Annotated in this window: 10 protein-coding genes and 1 pseudogene; 1 reads left to right on the top strand and 10 read right to left on the bottom strand. The window is 57.6% G+C overall.

Annotated features, from left to right (window positions below):
* Nucleotides 1–86: 86 nt before the first annotated feature.
* Nucleotides 87–811 (top strand): annotated as a pseudogene (locus AC27IT_RS21780) (YheC/YheD family protein).
* A gap of 153 nt (nt 812–964) precedes the next feature.
* Here AC27IT_RS21780 and AC27IT_RS21775 read toward each other — a convergent pair.
* The 10 genes from AC27IT_RS21775 to hutU all read right to left on the bottom strand — a co-directional run bounded on the left by AC27IT_RS21775 (nt 965) and on the right by hutU (nt 14,638).
* Nucleotides 965–1,789, bottom strand: a complete 825-nt coding sequence (locus AC27IT_RS21775; protein ID WP_005828471.1) for an aldo/keto reductase — start codon at nt 1,787–1,789, stop codon at nt 965–967.
* A gap of 140 nt (nt 1,790–1,929) precedes the next feature.
* Nucleotides 1,930–2,568, bottom strand: a complete 639-nt coding sequence (locus AC27IT_RS21770; RefSeq protein ID WP_005828469.1) for a pyridoxamine 5'-phosphate oxidase family protein — start codon at nt 2,566–2,568, stop codon at nt 1,930–1,932.
* A 91-nt stretch (nt 2,569–2,659) separates the two neighbouring features.
* Nucleotides 2,660–3,598, bottom strand: coding sequence for a GntR family transcriptional regulator (locus AC27IT_RS21765; RefSeq protein ID WP_197186925.1), 939 nt, complete (start codon nt 3,596–3,598; stop codon nt 2,660–2,662).
* A 114-nt stretch (nt 3,599–3,712) separates the two neighbouring features.
* Nucleotides 3,713–4,243, bottom strand: a complete 531-nt coding sequence (locus tag AC27IT_RS21760) for a phage tail protein (protein ID WP_005828466.1) — start codon at nt 4,241–4,243, stop codon at nt 3,713–3,715.
* A 21-nt stretch (nt 4,244–4,264) separates the two neighbouring features.
* Nucleotides 4,265–4,762, bottom strand: coding sequence for a phage tail protein (locus AC27IT_RS21755; protein WP_005828464.1), 498 nt, complete (start codon nt 4,760–4,762; stop codon nt 4,265–4,267).
* A 32-nt stretch (nt 4,763–4,794) separates the two neighbouring features.
* Entirely contained in the window at nt 4,795–5,307 is a 513-nt protein-coding gene (locus AC27IT_RS21750) for a phage tail protein (RefSeq protein WP_487092092.1), read from the bottom strand.
* A 139-nt stretch (nt 5,308–5,446) separates the two neighbouring features.
* Nucleotides 5,447–10,417 (bottom strand): Ig-like domain-containing protein, encoded by a 4,971-nt coding sequence (locus tag AC27IT_RS21745; protein WP_487092091.1) that lies wholly within the window; start codon nt 10,415–10,417, stop codon nt 5,447–5,449.
* Between the two features lie 271 nt (nt 10,418–10,688).
* Complete coding sequence (locus tag AC27IT_RS21740) at nt 10,689–11,690, bottom strand: agmatinase family protein (protein WP_487092090.1); 1,002 nt, start codon at nt 11,688–11,690, stop codon at nt 10,689–10,691.
* The gene (hutI, locus tag AC27IT_RS21735; protein ID WP_487092089.1) at nt 11,687–12,961 is read right to left on the bottom strand and encodes an imidazolonepropionase; all 1,275 of its coding nucleotides are present in this window, start codon (nt 12,959–12,961) and stop codon (nt 11,687–11,689) included. The genes AC27IT_RS21740 and hutI overlap by 4 nt, the downstream gene beginning before the upstream one ends.
* A 6-nt stretch (nt 12,962–12,967) precedes the next feature.
* The gene (hutU, locus tag AC27IT_RS21730; protein ID WP_026557865.1) at nt 12,968–14,638 is read right to left on the bottom strand and encodes a urocanate hydratase; all 1,671 of its coding nucleotides are present in this window, start codon (nt 14,636–14,638) and stop codon (nt 12,968–12,970) included.
* Nucleotides 14,639–14,752 lie beyond the last annotated feature (114 nt).

Below are 14,752 nucleotides of genomic sequence, written 5' to 3'. Positions count from 1 at the left end.
TTGCGGCAAGGACATTCCCACAAGCGCTGAAACAAGCCGGACATACATTAGGAAAGAATCATGCGTTTCACATCACGATTGGGGGAATGACCTTTTTGGGCAATAAAAGCGAGTCAAAACTGACCAAGTACTACGTGCTGCGAGCAAGCTCCGCTCTGTCCGGCGCGCTGCCAAAGACGCGCAAGTTTTCCAGGCGCGCTCTGTACAAGTTTCTCGACCGTTACCGCAAAGTGATCGCCAAGCCAGCCTCAGGCAGCGGAGGCGCGGGAGTCATCCTCGTGACCGGGCTCGGCGGCGGCCGCTATCGGGTCCAGCGCGGGGCCAAGCGCAAGACGAAGCACGGCAAAAAAGCGGCGTACAAGCATTTGGCCGCAAAATCAAAACGCGCTATCTCGTGCAGCAGGGCATATCGCTCGCTCGCGTCAACAGCTCGCTGTTTGACGTCAGAGTCATGGTGCGGCGAAAAAGCGGACAGCCTTGGGTAGTGGCGGGCAAAGGCTACATCATCACCAACATAAAGCGCAGCGGCGGCAAAGTGCTCCCGCTCTCCACCGCGATTTGACGCTCGAACATTCGCGGAGCCTCGTCCTCGGCGATCGTCTCCCGTTTGCAGCAGGTCACACTGCTCGCAGCGAAACGGCTGGCCCGCTACTACACCCGCCAGCGCGTCTTCGGCTTCGATATGGGCATCGACGCAAACGGGCGCGTCTGGATCATCGAAGCAAACTTGCGGCCAGACATTTCCTTGTTCCAGAAGCTCGCCGACAAAAGCATGTACCGCACCATCCTGGCCTATCGCCGCCACGGATGAACAAGCGGGTGTCCCCCTGCTGGCAGGCAAGGCTGCCTCGCGGGGATACCCTGCTTTCTTTTTCGGGGCTGGTCCGCCTGCAATGGGAAAGGGGCGCATCCCGTCGTCTGCGTCAGACATGCGGGACAGCCCCCTGTTTATTGGCCTTGTTTATTAAAAATCGAAGTTGTCCGGATCGGGTCCAAAGCGCTTGTTCTCGTTCAGCGCACTGATTTTTTCCACGTCTTCGGCACTCAGCGCGAAGTCAAACACTTGTGCGTTTTGCACGATGCGCTCAGGCGTAATGGATTTCGGAATGGTGACAACCTCGTTTTGCAAATCCCAGCGAATGACGATTTGCGCAGGCGACTTGCCGTATTTTTGTCCCAGTTCCACCAACAGCGGATGATCGAGATTCCCCTGCATCAGCGGGCTCCACGCCTCCAACTGGATGCTGCGCTCTTTGCAATACGCGTGCAGCTCTTTTTGCGTGAGCAGCGGATGGTACTCGACCTGGTTGACGACAGGCGTGATCTCGCTGTGCTTTTTCAGTTCTTCCAGATGGTGAATGTGAAAATTGCTCACGCCGATCGCTCGCACGTATCCATCGCGGTACAGCTTCTCCAGCGCTTTCCACGTCTCCACAAACTTGTCTTTTACCGGCCAGTGGATCAGGTACAGGTCGAGCGTATCCAGCCCCAGCTTTTTCATGCTCGCGTCGAAAGCTTTGAGCGTCGACTCGTAGCCTTGGTCGGCGTTCCACACCTTTGTCGTGATGAACAACTGGTCGCGGTCGATTCCCGCCTGGCGGATTCCTTCGCCCACGCCTTCCTCGTTGCCATAGGCAGCAGCGGTGTCCACACTGCGGTAGCCCGCCTCAATAGCCGAGCGGACTGCCACTGTTTCATTGCCATCTTTTGCTTTCCAGACGCCCAGACCCAGCCAAGGCATTTCCACTCCGTTGTTCAAAACGGAACGATCTGTGATTTGTGTTGCCATCCGATCTCCTCCCGACTCGCGCTGTTTATGTACTTACATTAAGAAAGTATATCACAGGTTGAGCGATCGGAAAACTCGACTGCTATCTTTTGGAAAAAAACAATCCCCCTCAAACATCAGGGAGGCTCGCTTCTCTTGCTCTAGTACAGACGATTGGTGTAGCTGTCTTGCAAGCCCTCTGCCACCTCTTTTGCAGAGATGCCAGGGAGCTTCACGTGGTCTGCCAGCATTTTGGCAATATTAGGCGTCGTGCCAGCCTCCGGCCACTTGTCCGGCTTCCACAGCCCGGAGCGCATAAACGCCTTGGCGCAATGCACGTAGCACTCTTCCACCTGCACGCCGATTCCGAGCGCGGGAACCTTGCCCTTTACAGCCATTTTCTCCAAAATATCCTGGTCCTGGATCACACATGCCCGTCCGTTGATCCGCAATGTTTCTTCCAGCGTCGGAATCAAAAAAATCAGGCCGATGTGCGGATTGACCAGGATGTTGGTGATGGAATCCATCCGCTTGTTCCCCGGCCGCTCCGGGATGACCAGATGGCGGTCGTCGATGATGTGCACGAAGCCCGGCGCATCTCCGCGCGGCGAGGCATCGCAGTTTCCTTTTTCATCTGCGGTAGAAATAATCAGAAAAGGCGATTGAGCGATATAATTCCGGCAATGCTCATCGAGCTGGGAGATCGACTTGTTTTGCACCAGGGGGCTCGGTACTCCGAACGTTTCTCGCAGTTGCTCCTCGGACGTGACTACTTCGCGAAATATTCCGAATCCTGACATGACTGCACCTCTTTTTCCTGTTATGGAAAAGCATTACCTCCATCATACCATAACCAGCGGCTGTTCACGGCACCGATTTGCCTTCCCGCGCTCAGCGCCTGCCTTCGACGCACTGCTGAATGTACTGCACGGACTGGGCGTTCAGATAACGGTCCTCGATCAATAGCGGCAAAAAGCGCGACTGCCGCTTCAAATAGTCGCCGACGATGCTGGTGCACACAATCAGGCTCGGCTTCGCGGACAAAAACTCATCCAAGGACGACGGGTATTCCATCGAGCCGATTTGCAGCTCCAGGTGCGTCATCCCCGCGTTGAGGATGGATTGGCGGAAATTGTAGGCGCCCTCCCATGTCGTGCCGCCGATTCCCACGAGGCTGCCAGGAGGGAGCTGCTGCAACTCCCGGATCGACTGGAGATTCGATTCCAGCAAGCAGCCGATGACCTTCGGAACGTCACTGTCCCCCAAGCTGTCCAGCCATTTTTGCACCTCTTCTATGTGTAAAAACGTCGTGACGACGAGATCGTAGTAGCCGTTGAGAATGCTGCTTGCAAACTGCTCCAGGTCTTTAATCAGGCACGGCTTGACGGTGTAGCCGGTCGCCTTTTCCAGCTCGACCGCGTATTCCTGCACCTGTACGACATTACACTCGGCAAACAGGATGGCTGGCTTCGTCCGGCCCTGTGCCATCTGGAAGGCCGGCTGCTTCGCCTTTTCCAGAACGCGGGACAAGATCGTCTCTTCCCGCTGCTTTGCTGCGATTCCCTGGTCGACCTGGGCGCTCTTTTTCGGGAGCTTGTCCGCGACAAACGCCGCTCCGGCATCGTCCAGCGTCACGTAGCCTTCCGCTTCCAGCGCTGCATACGCGGCTTCGACCGTTTGTTGCTTCAGCCGCAAAAAGCCGGACAGCTCGCGGATCGTCGGCAGTTTGTCCTGCGGCTGATAAATTCGTTGCTCCATCAAGTTTTTCAACTGTTCCTTCAATTGACTAGAGACGGGAATGGAGGATGGACCATTGACAGACTTCTGCATCAAATCACCCCGTGAAAAAGGTATCGCAGTAATATTCTGTCATATTACAATAGGATAATTGGACAAAGCAAGTGCCAGATACGAGAGCCAATTCGCATCCGGCACATTCTTTTCTCAATCTCCACGCGGCGGAAATTCGCCAAGCACGCAAATGATATAGTTTACGCCTAAATAGGGTTGTCTGTTGTTGTGCGGCATCCCTTCTCCTGCGGGCGAAACGGCGAACTGGCTAAGCGTTGTCTGTGCCGACGCATCGGCTGGTCCGTAAGCCAAAAGCCCGCCTCTGCCCTCCGTGTTCGACCAGATCATCCCGTCCGGGTTGTTTGTCGTCGGCCTCTCCGCAGCGTTTGGAACGTGCGTATGCCCAGGCATCTGTGAGGTATTTAGCGTCACCGTGCTGCTGCCTCCCTGATCTCCGAACGCTTTCGGCGTCAAGCCATTGCCTGTTCCGTGGTGCATCGGCGCCGTCCCTTGCAAATTGGGCAAAGCAAACGTCATTTTGCCATCCCCGCCAAATCTCGTCCCCAAAATGGCAAACAGCGGCGTAAACTGCCCGATCGAAAGCAAACTTCCGTCGCAAAAAGCCCAGTTTTTCGGTGCGAACTGGCCTGTAAAAATCCGAATCTCCCCGACAAAGCCGTCCATTTTTCATTCCTCCTCGATCAGTTAGTTACGGGAAGGGTATATCCCTTGTATAGCAATGCAGTAATTGAGCACCTGGTAAGGCTGCATGTTGTTGTGCGGCTGGCTCCCTCCGGCTGCGCCCAGGGCATCGCCGCGCATCGTCGCATTCGGGGCGGCCGCAAACGCTTGTACATTCGTCATGGCCCATACGTTTGCTTCGGCCTTTCCGATTGATCCCGAGGTCGACAGCGGCTTGGCGACGTGCGTGTGCGGCGGCATTTCCCCAATGCTCAGCACATGCGCTTCCTCGCCGCCAGCCTGTCCGAGCGTGATTCCGTTTCCGGTGTGGACAGGCACTCGCCCCCGCAGGTCAGGCAAGGCAAAGGTCGTGACGCCGTTCCCCCCATAAGTCGCTCCGAGGATCGAATACAGCGCCTGGTGCTGGGCAATTTGCAAAATGGATCCATCACACAGCGCCCAGCCCCTCATCGGGAACGGAAAAGCAAAGGCGCGAATTTCTCCGAGAAATGGTTCTGACATCGCAATCTACCTCCCCTGGATAAATGTGTTGCCTACGATTGGACTGGATAATAGCCTATTGTCTCAATGATGAAACTGATAACGGTATAGGGCATCATGTTATTGTGCGGCTGGTTGCCGCCGATGCTTTCCACGGCGAGAGGGCTCATCTGGATCGCCGCCTGATTTTGCGAAAATTGCGAAATCCGCTTCGCCCAAACATGCCCGCCTGGTTCCACATCAGTCCCGTCCGTTGACGATACGTTGACCGTATGGGTGTGCGTCGGCAATTGGCCAGACTGAAGGACGACCGTCTCGGTTCCGCCCATCGCTCCCAGCGGGTAAGCAGTTTGCGTGGACGGGTTGGTGCCCATGTGTACAGGCACTCGGCCGCGCAGATCGGGCAAGCCAAACGTGGTCATCCCGTCACCGCCATAGGTCGTTCCAATCACACTGAACAGCAGTTCATTTTCCGCTATCGAAAGCAATTGCCCCTCGCAAAACGCCCAGCCCCGCGGCGCATAAGTTCCCGCAAACATCCTGATTTCTCCCACATATGGTTCCATCGTTGTTGCTCCCTCCTTGTTTGCTTCTGCGTATTTGCCCGAAAAGCAGTCTCCGGTCTCTGCTTGCCGGTCTTGTCCTTCGCAAGTCAGAAAGTGCCAGCCGTATAGCTGGCACCTTCTTCTCTCAAAAAACACGGCGCTACTTTCTGACCTCCACCCGCACGCTGGCGGTCTTGCCTTTGTAGTTGATGGTGACGATCGTTTTACCCGCCTTGCGGGCAACGATGTTCCCGTCGATCACCTCGGCAATCTCCGGATCCTCTACCGTCCACTCGGCGTCCTCTGCAATCAGGTCCTGGTACCCTTTTTCATACGTGCCCGTCAGGACGAGCGCTTTTTCCTGCCCTTCCTTCAAGCGGACGTAGGCAGGTGCGACCTCGATGCGTCTCGGATGTTTTTCCTCGACAACCAGCAGGCGGACCCTGAATTTCCGTTTGTCTATGCTCCCGGAAATGACGGCTGTACCTGTCGCCTTGGCAACCATCCTGCCATCCTCGTCAACCTCCACGACATCCGGATTGGAGGAAGTCCATTCTACTTGATCCGTCACATCTTCTGTCGTGTCGTCGCCGTACAGCGCCACCAGCTCCAACTGCCTTTCCTCGTCTACCGCAAGCACGCCCTCGGTCCGGGAAAGCAGGCTGACTTTATCGCTTGTGCGGGTTGTGATCGTAACCGGGATTTGCAGCTCTTGCCCTTCGTACGTTACCGTGATGACGTCCTCGCCTTCGTCGCTGCCAGCCGTAATCTGGCCCGCTGCTACCGTGACGAGGCCGCGCTTCGTGCGGTACTCTACCTTTTTGTCTGTGGTGATCTCTGTCTTCTCGTCCCCTTCGACCTTGAAAATCTGGACGTGCGCCCGCTCTTTTGGCTTCAGGCGGAACGCTTTTTTCGAGGCTTGCAGGGAGGAAGAATCGGCCTCTTCCTTGACCGTTACTTCTACCGTATCCGTGTAGCCGCCATCGACAGTGGTGACGGTAATGCGCGCAGTCCCTGCTGTCCGTGCCACGATGTTCCCCTGACTGTCTACCTCCGCCACAGCGGAATGGCTGCTCGCCCATCTGACCCGTTTGTCGCTCGCATTTTCCGGCTGAATCACAGCGGTCACTGTGCGCGTATCGCCTGCTTGCAACTGCAGGCTGCTCGCATCGAGCTGTACGCCTGTCACCTTGACCGTTGTTGGCGGAGTCGGAACGTAAACGGACAGCCTGATTTGCGCCTCCAGTTCAATCGTGTTGTGCGCCTCGTCGCGCAGTTGCAGCAGCACTTTTTTCATCCCGTTGCCGGAAGGAAGCCGCCACGGAACCGTTGGAGCCGCCTGTTCCCAGTCGCTCCAGCCCTCGTTTTCATTGGCGAAGCGCATTTCTACCTCTCCCAGCGAGTCGGTGGCGGTAACGTTCAGCGTCACATTGACCGAGCTTGCCGTCGCAGCGCCGTTGTTAATGGCAAACGTGCCCTGCGGAGGCGTTTTGTCGATGGTAAAGGCAATCTGCGTGAAGTTGCTTGCGGCGTCGGTGACGACCAGCTCATGCTCGCCCTCATCGCTTACCGTCGTGCCGCTTGTAAATGACTGACCGTCGAGTGTAGCCGTGCCCTCGTTGAACGTGATCTGCACGTCTTCCCGGTAGCTTTTGCCATTCTCGACACCATGCACGACCGGCGCGTTCATATCAAGCTCGATGCTGCTTGTAAAGGACGAGACATTTCCGGCCTGATCGCGCAGTTGCATGCGAACGATTTTGATCCCATCGTTTGCCGACAGCTCCCACGGCAGCGCCGAAACGACGTCGCTCCAGGCGTTCCACTCTTCATCCTCGTTGGCGAAGCGAGCCTGCACAGGGCCATTGGCATCTGCTGCCGTAACCGTCAAGTTGACCGTCCGCTTCTCTGTCACGAGGTTGCCCCCGTTAATGAGCAAGCTTCCCGCCGGCATGGTCGTATCCAGAACAATCGTATCGCTTACGTCCGTCGTGTACCCCGCTTTGTCCTCCAGGCGCACGTAGACGGTTTTGACGCCATCTGCTTCGGACAGCGTCCACTCTTTTGTCAGGGCAAACGGCTCGGCTGGGCTCCATGTGCTTCCATCGTTGGAAAAGGACATGCGCGTGTCCGGTGCGCCTTTGTTTGCGTAAAGATCCAGCGTCACATTGCGCGAGGTTGTGAACGCCGCGCCCTGATTAATCGCGAGCGTCCCCGTCAAAGGCGTCTTGTCGATCGTAAAAAAGATGGTTGTTTTGTTTCCGGCCGCATCCGTTACGACGAGCGTGTACTGCCCGTGCTCAGTAACGGTTGTTCCGCTAAGGAAAGGAGCGTCGTTCAACGTAGCCGTCCCGTCCGAAAAGGAAATCTGCTGGTCGGAGTTGTACACGCCCTCATGGGTCACCCCGCTGACTACAGGCGGTGTCGTATCGAGCATGATAGACTTTTGCAAGTCGCGCACGTTGCCCGCGCGATCGCGCAGTTGCAAAAAGACTGTTTTCGTACCGTCTCCGGTGGATAGCTCCCACGCTTTCGTCTGCTGCGCCGGCTCCCAGTCCGACCAGTCATTCGTCCCTGTTGGGGAGAAACGCATTTGCAGTTGATCGTCCGCATCCGCGTATTGCAGCTTCAGTTCAACCTGCCGCTCGTTCGTCACGCTCTGGTCGTCATTGATCGTAAAGCTTCCGGTCGGGGCGGTTTGATCCAGCGTAATGTGCGCCTCCCATGTCGCCTCGTTCCCGGCCGCATCTCTCAGCTTGACCGCCACGCGCTTTTGCCCATCGCCGGAACTGAGTGTCCACGACTTCGTAGCCGCAAACGGTTCGGATGGCTGCCACCCTTCCGCGTCATTGGCGAAGGCGGCCGTCATCGGGGACATATCCGTCACATTCAACTGCAGCACGACCTGCGGGGTGTTCGTCCAGTCCTCGCCATTGTTGATCGTGAAGGTTCCCGCAGGCTTTGTCCGGTCAACCTTGAAGGAAACGGTCGTGGTATTGCCTGCCACGTCCGTGACAACCAGCGTGTACGTGCCGTCCTCGCTGATCTGCTCGCCATCCGCAAACGGCTCGCCGTTCAGTACAGCCGTCCCTTCTGAAAAATGAACGGTGACCTCCTGGTTGTAATAGTTGCCAGCCGCAACGCCTGTCACTTCCGGCGGAACCGTATCCAGCAAAATGCTGGCAGAGCGCGTGACTTCATGCCCCGCCGCGTCGCGGAATTTGGCGTAGACCGTTTTGTTTCCGTCGCCGCTGCTCAATTTCCACTGCAGCTCAGGCTGGACAGGCTGCCATCCGCCTGCAAACACGCCGTCCGTATTGGAGAGCGTCATCTCTACAGGGCCTTGCGCATCTGTCGCTTCGATCAGCAGCTTGACAGTCGCAGACGAAGTCGCCGTATTCGCAGCGTTCGTTCCTTTGATCGACAGGGCGGCTTCTGGCGGAGTCGTATCCAGCGTAATGCTGTCCTCGTATTCCCGCTCATGCCCCAGCCCGTCTTTCAGCTTCATTTTCACGGTTTTGCTTCCGTCTCCGGGGCTCAGTTCCCATGCTTTCGTGGCGGCAAGCCACTCCCATCCGGACCAGGTGGCCCCATCGTTGGAGAAGTTCATCTGAAGCTGGCCGATGCCTTCCCCGTCCGTCCCCGTGATCGTCAACACAACATTTCGCTTTGTCGTAAACGATTGGCCGCTTTCGATCTGCAGGGATCCCGTCGGAGCGGTTGTATCGAGAAAAAACGAAAGCGTCGTCGTGTTTCCAGCCATATCTGTCACTCTCAGCGTATAGTTGCCATCCGCCGTCACCTTGTAGCCGCTGACAATCGCGGCCCCGTTCAGAACCGCTGTCCCTTCGTTAAAGGTGATCGTCACAGGCTCCTTGTAATCGCCTCTGTCGACCACTCCCGTCACGAGTGGCGGGGTCGTGTCCAGCGTGATTGTGGCGCTGGCGGAAATCTGATGGCCGGCTTCATCCCGCGCCTGCATGTAGACCGTCTTTACTCCGTCTCCCGCCGCTAACGTCCAGGGATAGGAAGACGACGGGCTGTAAGCTTTCCAATCATCCGTCCATTGATCGGCGGCATTCGAGAACCGCACCTGTAACGGCTTGCCGAGATCAGGATCGGTGACTGTCGTTTTCAGACTGACCTGATTGAAGCTGGTGTAGAACATGCCCTCGTTAATCGTCAGCTCGGCAAAAGTCGGCGGCTCCTGCACATCCTCGACCCGGATCGTAAATGCTTTGGTGAGCGTGTTTCCGGCGGAGTCGCTCACCTTGACGTCGATGGAATAGCTGCTTTTCGTCTCATAGTCAAACGATGCCGTGGTGAACAGCTCGTTGCCGACAAGCTTGAAGGCGCCTTGCTCGTTGCCTGTCAACTCAAACGTCAATTTGCCCTGATCTTCGCTGTCCGGGTCTGTCGCGTTGAACGTGCCGACCGGCGTGTCCGCCGGAAGATTTTCCGGGACGCTGTCGTTGCTCAGTGAAATAGCGGTCGGCGGGGAGTTCGGAGCATAGGTGATCTCCAGGTACGGAATCTTTTCCGTTTGACCGGATGACTTGTCGAGAAAAGCGACCTGTATCCGTGGTGCGCCACCCGCTGGCGGCAACTGATGCCCTTTTAGCACAAAGCTCGCTACTTTATCCGCCGACTGCTCCCGCAGAAAATCGGTCACGTCAAACGATACCCAGTCATTCTGCCTCAGACCGGATTCCGTAATCCGCTCGATCAGCTCTGCGGTTTGCGGAAGAACAGCATCCCGCTCTGTCCAGGAATCATTCTGGGCGGCGTAAAGATCGAGAAACGGTTTTCCTTGGAAGGCATCCACCTGAGTCAGAAAAAGACGCAAATAGGCCGACTGGATTTTCCGGTTGAAATCAACCTGACCGCTCCCCAACTGAAACTTGAGAGCTGCATTGGCAGCCCCAAAAGAGTCGGCATATCCGACAAATATCGCATTCAAGTTTCCTACGCCGTCGGGTGTTCCGTGCTCATAGGCATCTGTATCCACAAAAAAATCTTCGCCCACCGGGACCTTGGCCGAAGTCTGATTCGCTCCGGCAGGCGGCACCATTGGCTGCGCCAGCGAAAAAATCAGCAGCAACGACAACAGCCGTGCAAGCAATCGTTTCATATCGTCCTCTTCATTCCTCCCTTCGCCGTTGATGCGCTTTTACTCGTTTCTTTTCAGCCTGTTCGCCTGGCATACTTTGGGACAGGCATCTAGGAAATGGCAAACCAATTTTAGCAAAAGATGCTCCAGCGTGAACCTTACTAAAGTTAGTTCTTTTGTTGCTATTTTGGCGAAGCACTCGCCGTACGGCACGAGTGTCGAGCGCCACGAAAAAACCGCTGTTTCGCCCGGCATGCATGAGCCTGAGCACCAGCGGTTTGGCTTTGCTTTTTTATTGTTCGCGCTGGCGAAACCCGGTCAAAAACGACAGCAGCACGTGCACAGCCGTCTTGACCGTCGCTTCTGCGCGGTCCTTGTACGGGTCGAGACAGACGAGGTCCATCGTCTTGACCTTCGGATGCAGCCCTGCCGCGTAGACAGCCTCGAACAGCTCATCGCTGTGCATGCCGCCGGGTGTGGAAGCAGGAACCCCGGGGCCGTAGCTGCAATCGAGCACGTCCATGTCCACGGTCAAATAGATCGTGTCCACCTGGCCCGCGAGCTGCTCCAGCGCTTCCTGCACGGTGCGGGCCACCCCTTTTTGCCGCGCCTGGCGAAGCGTCGTATAGCGCACGCCTGTTTCGTCGGCGTATGCTTTGAGCGAGCGGGCGTTGAAAAAGCCGTGCAGCCCGATGTTGTGCACATCCCGCGCGCAAATCGTGCCGCTCTCGATCAGATTGCGGATCGGCGTGCCGTTCGAGGGGCCGTTGTCCGCCAAATCGCGCAGGTCAAAATGCGTGTCCAGTTGCAGGATGCCTACCCGCTCGTCGGGATGGATGTCCTTGTAGCCTTTGATGAGCATCGCCGTGATCGAATGATCGCCGCCCAGCATCACAGGCAAAAGCTGCGGATGGTGCATGCGCATTTGCGCCATCGCTTCCCGGATGTTGCGGTGGCACTGGGCGATGTCTGTCACATGCTGCCTGACGTCGCCGAGGTCGACGACGCGCAGCGGCTGCAAGTCCACGTCGTGATCGAGATTGTAGGTCGTAAAATACTTCCACGCCCGCCGCATCGCGTCCGGGTTCTCGCTCGCTGCCGAAGCCGAGATGGACGAGCGCGACAGCGGCACCCCAAGCAGCGCCACGTCGTAGTCGCTCCAGTTGGTGCTGCCCGCCGTCGCCGGATCGAGAGTCACGATCCACTCGCTTACTTTTGGCTCGGCAGGCGCTGCGCTTCTGTCCCAGGAAAAGCTGGGCGGCTTCAGGAGCGGATACGGGTACCCTGCTGTCATACGAGTCTCCCTCCCGCGACGACGACCGTGCCTTTTTTGATGACCGTGTCTACGTGGTTGACGCCGTAACGATATTGCAAAGTCATGAAGTCTGGCACGTCAAAAATGGCGATGTCCGCTTTTTTCCCGACCTCGATGCTGCCGACCTCGTGCGCGCAGCGGATGGCGTGTGCGGCGTTGATCGTCGCGGCCGTCAACACTTCTGCCGGAGTCATCCCCATTTTCAGGCAGCCGAGATTCATCATCAGCGGCAGCGAGACAGTCGGCGAGGAGCCAGGGTTGCAGTCGGTCGAGATCGCGACTGCCACACCGCGGTCAATCATTTTGCGCCCGTTCGCAGATTCGGCCATCAGAAACAAGGCCGTGCCTGGCAACAGCACCGCGATCACGCCTGCCTCTGCCATCAGCTCGATCCCGCGATCGGAGGCGCGCAGCAAATGATCGGCAGAGACGGCGCCGAGCGAAGCCGCCAGCTCCGCGCCTTCGTACGGCTCGATTTCATCCGCGTGGATTTTCGGCAGCAGGCCGTGGCGCATCCCGGCTTCGAGAATGCGCCGCGACTGCTCGGGGGTAAAGACGCCGCGCTCGCAAAACACGTCGTTGAAAACGGCCAACTTGCGCCGTGCGACCTCGGGAATCATTTGCTCGATGACCAAATCGACAAACGCATCCGGCGTTTCCTTGTACGCGCGCGGAACCGCATGTGCGCCCATGAACGTGCTGACGAGATCGACCGGATGCTCTTCATGCAGCTTTTTCGCTACTTCAAGCTGCTTGAGTTCGTCCTCCAGGGTGAGGCCGTAGCCGCTCTTGGCCTCGACGGTCGTCACCCCGTGCAGCAAAAACTGGTCGAGCCGCCGCTTGCTCTCGGCATACAGCTCTTCGTGTGTCGCCTGTCTCGTCGCCGCAGTCGTCGCGTGGATGCCGCCGCCGTTGTTCATGATTTCCATGTACGTCGCGCCGTTCAAGCGCATGTTGAACTCGTTTTGCCGGGTGCCCGCATGCACGAGGTGCGTATGCGGGTCGATCAAGCCTGGCGTGACCAGCTTGCCCGTGGCGTCGATGACGAACGCTTCGTGCGCCCGCTCGCGGTAGACACTCGCCAACTCGTCGTCGGTGCCGACCCGCTCGATCACGCCGTTTTCCAGCCATACGCTGCCGTCCTCAATAATCGCCAGCTCGTTCATTCTGGCCCCTGTCACCGGAGCAGAAGACCCGCCAGCCAACGTGGCGAGCTGGCTGGCATGGCGAATCCATACTGGTTTTTTCATCGCTTTTTACTCCTCCAACATCGGGATCTTGACGCCTTTTTCCTTCGCGGTGCGAATCGCCAGCTCGTAGCCGGCATCCGCATGACGCACGATGCCCATCCCCGGATCGGTGGTCAGGACGCGCTCCAGTCGGCGGGCGGCTTCCGGCGTGCCGTCTGCCACGATGACCATTCCCGCATGCAAGGAGTAACCCATGCCGACACCGCCGCCGTGATGGACAGATACCCAGCTCGCTCCGCCTACCGCATTAATCATCGCATTCAGGATCGGCCAGTCGGACACCGCGTCGCTGCCGTCCTTCATCGCTTCCGTCTCGCGGTTGGGCGAGGCGACGGAGCCGGAGTCGAGGTGGTCGCGGCCGATGACGATCGGCGCTTTCAGCTCGCCGCGCGCTACCATGTCGTTGATGATCTGGCCAAACCGCGCGCGCTCGCCGTAGCCCAGCCAGCAAATGCGGGACGGCAGCCCCTGGAACTGAATGCGTTCCTGCGCCATGCGAATCCAGTTGCACAGATGCGTATTGTAGGAAAACTCGCGGAGAATCACTTCGTCGGTCTTGTAAATGTCCTCGGGATCGCCGGACAGCGCGACCCAGCGGAACGGCCCTTTGCCCTCGCAAAATTGCGGACGGATATAGGCGGGCACGAAGCCAGGGAAGCGGAACGCCTCCTCGACGCCTTCGTTTTTCGCCACCTGTCTGATGTTGTTGCCGTAGTCAAAAGTGACGGCTCCTTTTTCCTGCATAGCCAGCATGGCGCGAACGTGATTGGCGATGCTCGCCTTGGAGCGTCTCTCATACTCCTTCGGATCGCGCGTGCGCAGCTCTGCCGCCGCTTCGAGACTCATGCCTTCCGGGATGTAGCCGTTGAGCGGATCGTGCGCAGAAGTCTGGTCGGTCAACACGCCCGGGATGAAGCCCTTGGCAAGCATCGCGTTCAGCACTTCCGGGGCATTGCCGAGCAGCCCGATCGAAATGCCTTTTTTCTCCCGCTTGGCCGTCTCCGCCATCTGGATCGCTTCGTCGAGGCTCTCTGTCATCACATCGAGATAGCGCGTATCCAGTCTGCGCTGGATGCGGGTGCGGTCTACCTCGATGTTGATGCTCACGCCGCCGTTGAGCGATACAGCCAAAGGCTGCGCGCCGCCCATGCCGCCGAGCCCGGCCGTGACGGTGATCGTCCCTGCGAGCGTGCCTGCAAAATGTTGGCGGGCAAGCTCCGCAAACGTCTCATACGTGCCTTGCACAATCCCCTGGCTGCCGATGTAAATCCAGCTTCCGGCTGTCATTTGCCCGTACATCATCAAGCCTTTTTTGTCCAGCTCGTGGAAGTGCTCCCAGTTGGCCCAGGCTGGCACCAGGTTGGAGTTCGCGAGCAGCACGCGCGGCGCATCGGTGTGCGACTTGAACACCGCCACCGGTTTGCCCGACTGGATCAGCAGCGTCTCGTCGCTCTCCAATGTTTGCAATGTTTTGACAATCGCATCGAAACATTCCCAGTTGCGCGCCGCTTTCCCGATTCCGCCGTACACGACCAAATCTTCTGTGCGCTCGGCCACGTCAGGGTTCAGGTTGTTCAACAGCATGCGCAGCGCCGCTTCCTGCACCCACCCTTTTGTATGCAGCTCGGTCCCCGAGTATGCCTTTATCATCTGTTCAATGGATTGTGTCGTTGTCATCGAAAATCCACCTGCTTTCCGTAGAATGTGTATCTCTTGGCTTTATTGTAAAAGCGCCGGGAAACGCAAAAAAGGCACCATGCTTTCGATTTGGTGCCTCTTCTTTCGATTGCT

It is taken from the genome of Brevibacillus sp. YAE8, from assembly GCF_057543335.1.
This window is presented reverse-complemented; position numbering and strand designations above follow the sequence as displayed.

Excerpts from the sequence above, each read along its gene's own strand:
- AC27IT_RS21745 (WP_487092091.1), bottom strand. The coding sequence starts at position 10,417 with ATGAAACGATTGCTTGCACGGCTGTTGTCGTTGCTGCTGATTTTTTCG.
- AC27IT_RS21765 (WP_197186925.1), bottom strand. The coding sequence starts at position 3,598 with ATGCAGAAGTCTGTCAATGGTCCATCCTCCATTCCCGTCTCTAGTCAA.
- hutU (WP_026557865.1), bottom strand. The coding sequence starts at position 14,638 with ATGACAACGACACAATCCATTGAACAGATGATAAAGGCATACTCGGGG.
- AC27IT_RS21760 (WP_005828466.1), bottom strand. The coding sequence starts at position 4,243 with ATGGACGGCTTTGTCGGGGAGATTCGGATTTTTACAGGCCAGTTCGCA.
- hutI (WP_487092089.1), bottom strand. The coding sequence starts at position 12,961 with ATGAAAAAACCAGTATGGATTCGCCATGCCAGCCAGCTCGCCACGTTG.
- AC27IT_RS21750 (WP_487092092.1), bottom strand. The coding sequence starts at position 5,307 with ATGGAACCATATGTGGGAGAAATCAGGATGTTTGCGGGAACTTATGCG.
- AC27IT_RS21775 (WP_005828471.1), bottom strand. The coding sequence starts at position 1,789 with ATGGCAACACAAATCACAGATCGTTCCGTTTTGAACAACGGAGTGGAA.
- AC27IT_RS21740 (WP_487092090.1), bottom strand. The coding sequence starts at position 11,690 with ATGACAGCAGGGTACCCGTATCCGCTCCTGAAGCCGCCCAGCTTTTCC.
- AC27IT_RS21755 (WP_005828464.1), bottom strand. The coding sequence starts at position 4,762 with ATGTCAGAACCATTTCTCGGAGAAATTCGCGCCTTTGCTTTTCCGTTC.
- AC27IT_RS21770 (WP_005828469.1), bottom strand. The coding sequence starts at position 2,568 with ATGTCAGGATTCGGAATATTTCGCGAAGTAGTCACGTCCGAGGAGCAA.